The organism is Vagococcus sp. WN80Y, assembly GCF_059621045.1.
In genome coordinates this window covers 1-10091 of the sequence record NZ_JCAQHY010000099.1, presented here as the reverse complement: position 1 = coordinate 10091, position 10091 = coordinate 1, and the positions used below count along the sequence as shown (strand labels likewise).

Annotated in this window: 7 protein-coding genes; 6 read left to right on the top strand and 1 reads right to left on the bottom strand. The window is 41.6% G+C overall.

Annotated features, from left to right (window positions below; all coding sequences use genetic code 11):
* Window positions 1-416: 416 nt before the first annotated feature.
* Complete coding sequence (locus AC5KOD_RS03600; protein WP_496913166.1) at window positions 417-992, bottom strand: recombinase family protein; 576 nt, start codon at window positions 990-992, stop codon at window positions 417-419.
* 403 nt (window positions 993-1395) lie between these two features.
* Between AC5KOD_RS03600 and AC5KOD_RS03595 the strand changes: the two genes are divergently transcribed.
* The 6 genes from AC5KOD_RS03595 to AC5KOD_RS03570 all read left to right on the top strand — a co-directional run.
* The gene (locus tag AC5KOD_RS03595) at window positions 1396-1941 is read left to right on the top strand and encodes a recombinase family protein (protein ID WP_496913165.1); all 546 of its coding nucleotides are present in this window, start codon (window positions 1396-1398) and stop codon (window positions 1939-1941) included.
* Between the two features lie 106 nt (window positions 1942-2047).
* On the top strand, window positions 2048-3856 hold the full coding sequence (locus AC5KOD_RS03590; RefSeq protein WP_496913164.1) for a SpaH/EbpB family LPXTG-anchored major pilin: 1809 nt from the start codon (window positions 2048-2050) through the stop codon (window positions 3854-3856).
* A gap of 27 nt (window positions 3857-3883) precedes the next feature.
* Entirely contained in the window at window positions 3884-8227 is a 4344-nt protein-coding gene (locus AC5KOD_RS03585; RefSeq protein WP_496913163.1) for a SpaA isopeptide-forming pilin-related protein, read from the top strand.
* A complete protein-coding gene (locus AC5KOD_RS03580) occupies window positions 8224-8634 on the top strand; it encodes a prealbumin-like fold domain-containing protein (RefSeq protein ID WP_496913162.1) in 411 nt (136 codons plus the stop codon). The genes AC5KOD_RS03585 and AC5KOD_RS03580 overlap by 4 nt, the downstream gene beginning before the upstream one ends.
* Window positions 8631-9290 (top strand): pilin N-terminal domain-containing protein, encoded by a 660-nt coding sequence (locus AC5KOD_RS03575; protein ID WP_496913161.1) that lies wholly within the window; start codon window positions 8631-8633, stop codon window positions 9288-9290. Before AC5KOD_RS03580 ends, AC5KOD_RS03575 begins: the two co-directional genes overlap by 4 nt.
* A gap of 318 nt (window positions 9291-9608) precedes the next feature.
* Window positions 9609-10091, top strand: a 483-nt coding sequence (locus AC5KOD_RS03570; RefSeq protein WP_496913160.1) for a sortase family protein, incomplete at its 3' end; no start/stop codon positions are given.

The following is a 10091-nucleotide window of genomic DNA, read 5'->3' as shown; positions in this document are numbered from 1 at the left end:
TGAGGAGGTGCTCCTCGCTTACGGTGTGGCAAGATAAATCTAATGTGCCTGATTCAAAAAAAACAACTGATGTGTTCATTTTTGCTCCTCCTTATGATTAGGAGAAGATATCAAGATGATGCGTTGAGTTCATTCTGACATAATTTTTAGTCAATGTAAAAGTGGCTAACTCATGCTTTTGGGGTAAGATTGTTGCCTTTTTTTTGCTAGTAACCATCAGAAAAGCGTGTTATATCAAGTGTTAGGAAGGTTTTTCCTAAGAAGCGACTAGTTAAAAAGGCATGAGTTAGGCAAGTGGTTCTTTTCACTGCCATCAATTAGACTAGGACGTAGATCTGATCCTTGTTGGGAAGTCGTAGTCAATCAAAAGAAAAGAGAAGATGACAGAACCAATTATTAGTCTCACAAATAAGTAACTAGGATGAGACGCTGCGACAAGGAATCCCTCTTTTCTTAAGATTATGATAGATAGCAGGAGTGGATATGTGACACTGCTTTGCGATCTCTACAACCGATAAGTCGGTCTCTTGATACAATTTAAGAGCATGATCCACTTCTTTAGTTCGACTAGGACGTCCCAATCTTGTGCCCTTCTCTCTGGCGGCTTCTAAGCCTGCCGTGACGCGTTCTCGAATTAAGTCGGCCTCCATTTCGGCAAAGGCGCTCATCACGGTAAAGAAAAACCGACCCATGGAGGTAGAGGTATCGATATTATTTTGGATGCTAACAAAGTTGATCTGGCGGTCATTAAAGCTTTCAAGTAATTGTAAGAGCTGTTGCGTTCCTCGTGCGAGTCGGTCTAATTTGAAAATAACAAAGGTATCACCAGGTTGTAACATTGCGACAGCCTTATTCAGTTCCGTTCGTTGTTTTTTTCGCCCACTTTCAAACTCTTTAAACAGGAAATCAACGCCATACGAAAGTAGGGCTTTTTCTTGTGAATCAAATTTTTGATGATGGGTACTAACACGCATATAACCGATAGTTGCCATAAAAATGTTCTCCTTTTTCAGTAATTTTTAGAGGTGAGTATGTGACTCAATAAAAGATCAAATAAAGAGGGGTATTTAATAGAGGGGAAAAGAAAACGGGTGTCTCTTTGAATAGTCCCATGTTTATTTAGCTAAGATAATGTTCAAAAAAAGATTAAAAAAATTCTTGACAAGTTCTATAAGTCTATAATAAACTATTGATTTTTAGACGATAAAATAACTATTGTTTTTTAACGTTCTTTTTCATGACAAATCCCAATTTAAAGGGATTCTGTATTTTTGAAAGAGAGTTTTTTTGCGTTTTTCTTGCAAGTCTAACTATCTATAGTTTTTTAGACTCTCTAAATCGCGTTATATCAAGCTTAATGAGGGGCGTAAAAAGAGGAAAGGATGTGTTAAATCAATGTCACTATACGCTTACGTAAGAAAAGAATACCCTGTTTCAACTCTTGAACAATTGGAGATGTTACGAGCTTATAAATGCCAAGAAGTGTTTATCGAAGAGACCGATGTGTCAATGGAGTGTGAATTGAACCGACTCTTAGGAATTCTCGCTGAGGAGGATCAGCTACTAGTTTATGATTTACGAGTCTTTGCCAAGAATTCTAAGGCTTTTAGAGAGTTACTTGAAGTATTAAGCAAGCGCCATATTCGGTTGATCAGCTTACAAGACAAATTAGATACAGAGCTCTCGCCTAATTTTTATACGGATGTCTTGAAAGTATTAGAAATGGAAGAGAGGCATCGGAGTTATTTGATTCGCACGAGTATTGAAGTGGCAAAACAACAAGGCCGTATAACAGGGCGTCCTAAAGTAGACAATCGAACGGTTGACCAGATTGTCTTTCTCTTTGAACAACAAGGCAAGACGATGAGAGAAATTGCCGAAATCTGCGAAGTATCATTGGGAACCGTTCATAAATATGTCAAAAAAAGTAATCGAGATTAGTAGGAAGTCGGCTAAGAGAACTGAAAGGTGGTGGGGCTGAGGGAAGTGGCGGTCGTGAATGTAGAGTAAACTGAATAAATTTAGAACGAAAGAGGGAAAAGAAGGAATGAAATCGTATAAAAGTAAAGTAGTGAGTTGTTTGGTGGTATCGACCACCTTTTTAGCAAGTATCGGAGGAGCACTGATTATGGACGTGCCAGTGGCACATGCCGCTGAGTCAGCAAAAGTGATCAGTGGGAATCCTGTTTCAGATACCACATCTGATCGTACGTTGACATTATGGAAGTATGAAATCAATAATACAGCTGAATTAGGTGAACGAGGTGACGGTGAAACAGCACCTGATTTAACCGGTAAAAAAGTCATGCAAGATGTAACATTCGAAGTGGTGAAGGTGATCCCAAAAGTAGGAGTATCTTTAACAGATCCAACGAAACAAACACTTGACAAGGGAGATTACACTATTGATCCCTCATTTACTGCCAAAACAGGAATGACTGACAAAGATGGGAAGCTTGTGTTTGACCTCAGTGAGGGAATGACAGATAAAAAATTAGCAGATGGGATTTATCTTGTTCGAGAAGTACCTGATGCAGCAGGGAATTATACCTACACTGATCCAGAAACAGGTGAAACAGGATTAACGGTCGCATCTCCGATGGCACCATTCTTTGCATGGGTGCCTCAAACAAGTCGTAAAGATACAGGTAAGCTAATTTATGATGTCAATGTCTATCCAAAAAATATTGTGACAGATATATCACTAGATAAAACCATTGAAGGCGGTAAAGGTTTCTCAATTAAAGCAGGAAACTCTTTCCAGTGGGAAGCTACAACGAAACTGCCAAGTGGGTTGTACAACGAGATTACGAAAGATATGACGATTAATAATCGACATGATAAAGATGGCAACCCATTACCAGATTTGTCAGTTATAGCGAGTCCAGCGGACCCTTATGAGTCATACGCTGACTACTTCACGATATCAGATGATCTAAATACACAATTGTTATTGGATGATGTGATAGTGGAAGTCACAACGGATGGGTCTACTTGGGTACCTTTAACCAATGGTGCTGAGTATAAAGTATCCTTAAACGGAACCGAGATTGTGGCGCCTAACCCTGTTAAAAATACAACAGTAGGTGAGGCTAAAAAAGTTGTGGTAGATTTGACGCAAGATGGGATGAAGAAATTAACAGAAGAAAAAGATACGCATATTAGAGTGGTTTATAAAGTACATGTCGAGAAAGATTTCAATGGCGTTATTGACAATGAATACAAGGTAGGCTATTTAATCCCAGGTCAAAAACCAATGGAGACGACTAGTGATAAGCCTGAATTTTATGATGGTGGATTTAAACTTAACAAAGTGGCTGAAGATGGGACAACGAAATTAGCTGGCGCAGAATTTTACCTTGCAGAGTCAGAAAGTGACGCTAAAGCGAAGAAATTTTTAGCCTCTGACGGTAATAGTTATACCTTAAAAGATGATGGAACGGCAGATCCAGCGTTACCATCTGGAGTCGAGTTCTTAAAATCAACGAGTGATGCAACAGGCAAAGCAGAATTTAATGGGTTGAAATTGGATTGGTTTACAGACTCTAATGGAAATGGAAAGCAAGACCCAAGTATTCCAAGTGAAGCGACCTGGGACAAAACAGCTATTTCAAAAGATTATTGGGTAGTGGAAACAAAATCACCAGATGGGTATGAGCTGTTGAAGACGCCTGTGAAGGTTACAGTAAAAGTAGACACACATGACAATTTAGTAATAGACATTGAAAATAAAGCTAAAACAGAACTACCATTTACAGGGGGCACCGGCACGACTATCTTAGTGGTCTTAGCATTAGGCGCAATTACAGTCGGAACAGTGGCCATCTCCATTGATAAAAAACGTCGTCACGCTTAAAGTCAGTAAGAAAGGAAGGGAAGACGTATGCATAACCAGAAAAAAAAGCAGCAACTGGTCGCCGTTCTTTTCGGAATCTGTCTTTTAGTGGGAGGTCTCATTTGGGGCTTACAGAAGGAGTCTCTTAAGGCGACAGAAATTCAATCGCCCAAGCTCACGGTGAAGGTTGATGGGGAGCTTGTCACAGCGCCCCTTTCATCAGAAGCAGAGGAAGTCCAAGTGGAAGTAACAGCCAACGAAAGCAGTTGGCTGTTACTTCCTGTTAGTCAAGAGTATCAAGTATTAGCGCTAGATAGCAACGGAGAAGCGGATCGTTTGCCAGAGGTGACGACGGCACTATTTGATGTAAAGGAACAGGTTAAGGCACTCAACTCAACTGACACCTCACGTCTAAAAGAGGACCTCCTTCACGTGATAGATAAACAGGGGAACCCAATCGGTAGTTATATTCGGTTACTTAAAAATCAGCCCCTTCATTTTGTGGTTAAACGAGTGACGTCTGCTGAAAGCAAAGTTGAATTAACTGATCCTCTTAGTGACAAGACGGTTGCCTCTCTCTTCACATTTAAGAAACAGACAGAAGAGAGCGAAGTGCCCTCAACAGATGGGGAAGCGAGCCCTCTACCAGAAGCAGACCAATCATCGGATATTCCTGATACCTATGATCAAGTCTTAGCAGTTGAGACCGTGCCAACTAAAAAAACATTGAAAGAGCTAGAGTCAGAAGCCTATACAGCTAAAGATTCCTTAAAGAAACCGCAATATATGAGCGAGGCTTCTCCTTCAAGTAAGCAAACAAAGGAGACTGAAGCTGGTGAGTCACCGATTGTCATTAGTGATGTTCACATCCCCATTAAAACAGGCACCTCACGTTTCGATGATGACAATCTTGCTGGCCATGATGCATCTGAAACGAACAATATTGTTCGGTCCTTTGATCAAGTGAGTTATTTGGTGTCATTTTCCATCCAAAATACGTCACTGATGACCCGTTATACAAATATTCGTTACCGCGTCATGAGTGAGCTGTCAAATGCGCTAGCAAACACGGGTGGAACGCCTAAACATAATGGAGAAATTGCGAATGGGACCTATGTTGATAACCCGACAAGTCCGGGTGCTCAGTATTCACAAGGTGTGATGGAGTCGGTGATTAGTGACAGTGGCCAAGTGTTTGTGCCGGTCATACTGAATGTGTATGGTGCCTCGAATAAAGAAATACTAACTCCGACATTTAAACTGGAGATTGTGGATGCGACTAATGTCGAAACAGGGCAGACGGAAGTTTTTAATAAGGTTTATAAGGACACTGAACTGCCAAAACTGAAAGTGAACCCGACGATTGTCTCGGCGAAACCATCTGTTGGGGTTAGGCTTGTCCAGGGTGAAGTCAAGACAAATACTTTATTTAACTGGAGCAATACAAGTATAAATGGATATGATGTAGGAGCAGTTACAGTGCTACAACCTATTGCTGGAAGAGAGCCAGGTGATTACAGAGGGTCAACATTTCCAACAGGGGAAATAAAATACGCAGTCAAGCAAAAGGGGACCTATCAGATCGGAGCGAATCCGGCGAAAGAGTTAGTAGTAAGTCAATACAATCCATTTGGGCTTGTTGGGTCTGCTCCTGCAATTAATGATAGAGCGAGTGGTGAATGGACAAAAACAGATACAATTAATTTTGCTCAGCTTACTAGGTCTTTAAATGTTCCTAATGCTAAGACTAAAAAAATATACACGTCACAACCTGCGCAAGATCTTTCAACAATCGGAATTTATGACTCGGGAGCATTTACCCTAAAGTCGAATGCCGCATTATTTGAAACGACTGTTTCAAATAAGTCATATGCAGGGGTTGTAAATCCATATACCTATAATATGACGGGAAATCGCACACAGTCTGCGACCGATAAGAGCTTTTCTAGCTTAGAAATGGTTTTTTATTGGGATCGAAAAAAGACTAACGATTTAGCAATAAAAAATAAATGGTCACAATATGAAATGAGCTTGTATGTTGATTCAGTTACTTATGATGGAATTACGACGGCCAACTCATCGGGGATTTCTTACCCAACAGTTGTCACACCAGCTGGAAGCTATAGTTCGATGCCCTCTTTAAAAGTTGAAGACGCTAATTCCAAATGGGGATTTGATGGTGTTCAGTATTCGCCAGCAACCCCAGGGATTGGTGTGTCTGGTCAACTGAACTATGGGATGTCTCAGGTTTCTCTGGGACAACGCGCTGCTTTGCAGAGCTATCAAGAGACAAGTAATACTACTCAAGTAAAAGGTGCAGGACAACTTTTGATGTGGGACCCTTCAGATTTTGAGTTTGATGAGAAGCGAAAAGTATACGTGGATACTTGGTCTACAAAAAATAATGAAATAAAAATCAAGTATGGTGTTGCAAAATCTCTACTCAAAACGCCACCATTTACTATGAAAGTGGGACCAATTGACAGTATGTTGTCACTTTATACATGGCATGATACCCCTCCGCCATCTAAGGATATAAGTGCGGTTCATTATGAAGGGGGATTTGATCCTGATCCAAAAAATGGAAGTGTATCCCATGCCTTTTTTGTTCCTGTAATAGTGGTTGGAAAACCTGGAAATAGTAAAACTCTAGTAGTATTAGGCGCTCAAAAATTTGTTAGAGAAGACGGTACTCTGCTTTACCAAGGTCCTAATAAAACTGATGCTGTTAAAAGTGGTTATCCAGATGCAAATGGTGTTGGAACATATAAGCCTAGTATTTTTGATGAGTCTGGCAAGGTCCTAACGAAACCAATGGACTACTGGAATTACATTGGAGAATCAGCTTTTGTCAAACCAATAGCGATTACTACTAAAACCGATGTCAAGAAAAACTTATATCAATCAAACGAAGATATTGATATAACAGTAACAGGGGTTATGTCAGGTAGTCCTGACATTTCATATGATGCTGCACTCACCACGACGCTACCAAAAGGAATTTCCTATAAGAGTAAGGCCGAAGGTGGAGGTTCAACAGATGGGTTAGGAGTACCATTAGATGAACCAACTATCATCCAAAATGCTACTGATGGTACGACAAAACTTAAATGGGAATTTTCAAAGATTGAAGGTAAAGACATTGGAAAAGGAATAGAGGTTAACTTTCAGGCAAAGTCTGATTTTATTCAATTGACCTTTAAAGAAAGTGGTTATACAGATAGTTTAAGGGTTAGAACGGTAGGAGAGATGTGCGTCTCATCTAACTCGACACTTAAGGATGAGTCGGCAGAGGGGATCCGTTCCTCTTCAGATACGTTCATCGAAATGTTGATTCAACAAATCATTTTAAGTAAGACTGCTGATAAACCGGCCATTGAAGTAGGGGAAAATATAGATAATTCGATCACCTACAACATTAAGATGGTCAATGAAAGTGCTTCTGCGATTCCTAATTCTAAGCTCTTGGAGGTTTTGCCTTACACCGGTGATTCTCGTGGCACCCAATTTAGTGGGTCTTACACTGTATCGGAGGTAAAAATTAATGACCCAACAGCCAAGATTTCGTTTACTAACGCTAAAACAGATGAAAAGACGGATCCAAGTAGTATCACAGGCTGGACGTCTTTTGTACCTGGCACGACACCAGTCGCGAGTCTCGCTAACGCGAAAGCGTTTCTTGTGTCACACGGCTCACTGCCTGTTGGGAAAAGCATTGAATTAACCGTCACGGTAAAACCAACAGGACAAAAAGCGGGCGATGTGCTAGTGAATAACGCCTCAATGAACTCAGATTTAAATCTCCCTATCCATTCGCAAACCGCGATCACACGTGTCTATGGTCGAGATTTAACGGGTGTGGCTTGGTACGATGACAATCAGGATGGCTTGATTGGATTAAAAGCAGATAGTAAGGCAGAACCTTTTGCCAAAGACATCCCAGTGAAGCTGTACCGAACTAGTTTGATAGACAAGACCTACAAAGATAAACTGATCACGCAAAGTTTAACGGGTGCCCAATTTGTTGATGCGTCTGGGAATTCTTTGATTAAGACAGATGCAAGTGGCACGTATACCTTCTCCAATCTACCAGAGGGCGACTATGTAGCGGAGTTTGTGATTGGTGACTTAGTGACTAAGAAAAAAGTGTTAGTTACCAAGCCGTTAGTTGGAACGGATCCAACAAAAAATTCTAAGGCCAGTCAAACAACGCCCTATCGAACTCCTGCTTATAAACAGCCTATTCTGAGCGAACTCAATACAGCCACAGGCGTGGGAAATCCGACTCATTATGTCAAGAATGTCAACCTCGGATTGATTCACACAGGGACGGTTCAGTTGTTTAAGTATGAAGCAGGCAGTGCCAAGGATAGCAACGTGATGGCAAGTTGAGTGACGCAGAAAAAGCTACTGGGAAGCCACTTGTTGGAGCGGAGTTTGATGTCTATACCAAGGATATGAAAACTAAAATTAACAGTGGGGTCACGAATGAGAAAGGCTTAATTGTCTTTACAACTGATTTATTTCCAGGGGAGTATGTGCTAATTGAGACGAAATCGCCTGATGGATTTGAACTAGTGAAAGTACCGATTCCCGTTAAGATAACCGAAGGGAATCAAGTGATTCACTTGTACCAAGACGACGCGGAGGAAACGGTCTTACCCTTTACTGGAAGTGAGACGATGATTCAGCTCTTACTTGTGGGAGCGGCTAGTCTGTTAAGTATTGGCGTCATGGTGATGTTAGTACGATCACGACCGCAGAAGCCAACCAAACGAAGAAGGAGGCGATCCGCATGACCCGATTAACTAAGTGGGGAGTGAGTCTTCTTTTATTGATAGGCTGTCTGGCTATTGGCAATGTGAATGAGGCGGTCGAGGAAGAAACTTACGGGATTCACATTGTTAAGTATCGTCTAGAAGAAGGAACGACCCTCAATCAAGAACTCCCTCAGGATGGTCGGAAGTTAGACAAGGTTACCGATAAAGAGGGGAACAGCTTACATCCCTTGGCTGATGTCACGTATCAGCTAACGAAGGTTCAGTTAAAAGAGCCCTCGTTGCCAGTCACCGAACTGAGTTCTTACCAACCGACGGTTGGAGAGGAGGCATTTACAATGTCTCTTGTCACCAACAACCAAGGGAATGCTGAGATTAATGGCTTAACAGCAGGGACCTATCAAGTTGAAGAACGTCCCAATGAGACCCTAAAAATGCCGATGCAGCCGATTTTGGTTCAGCTGCCAATGACTCACGGGACGGAGCGGTTAACTCAGGTCTATCTCTATCCAAAATCAAGCGTGGTAACGCCAAAGCCAGCCCTCAAGACTCCACCGAAAAAGCTCCCACAAACCAGTGGGTCTATCGGACGAGCAACCCAGATGTTTTGGATGTTAGGTCTTATTATGGCGATGGGTTTACTTGGAATGAGAGTATCTAAGCGACGTCAAGGATAATCACAAATAGATGAAGCTGGGCCATAAAGTTGTTTTACTCTGAGCGCTACGTAAACTTCGATCCTTTGATGATCTTCAATGACTCTCATTTCTAAGCAGTAAACGGCTAAGAATAATAGCAACTCTTAGTGCTTTAGCACATAGAAGTTAATGTGATCGTAATGTATTGAAGTCGTTTAGGACGACGAAACGGAGTGTAATGAACAGATTTTTGGCGCATGTTTATCACATAACCGTCGTGAAACAAGTGGAGGGTGAGACTTTGTCTCACCCTCATCTGTTAATAAGAACTGGCAATCGAGGAAAAAGGGGACGCAAATGGACGCAACGATGGTACGAAAGAAAAAACGACGAAAAATGACGCACTCATCCAGTAAAAAAAGGCCTAAAAAGCCGCAACGACAAGGGCGTTTTCTGCGCTATTTTGCCTTTGTCATGATTTTAGGGGGAATTCTGATCCTCTTGTACCCCATCATCGGCAATCTGCTGGCTAATCGAGAACGAAGTGAGGCGGTCAGTAGTTATGACAACAAGATGAAGGCTCTAAGTCAGGAAGAACTCAGTCAACAAGCCAAGCTGGCAACGGCATATAATGAATTTGTCTTTAATCGCCAACAAGGTCGACTGGGGGAAGAGGTTCTCTATCAAGCCATTATGGATAAAGGCGGCGTGATGGGAACCATTGATATTCCGGGGATTGACATTGAGGCATTGCCCTTTTACCACGGGACCTCGTACAAAACCTTGGATAAAGGCTTAGGTCACTTTGAACCGTCCTCGATTCCGATTGGCGGTAAAAAT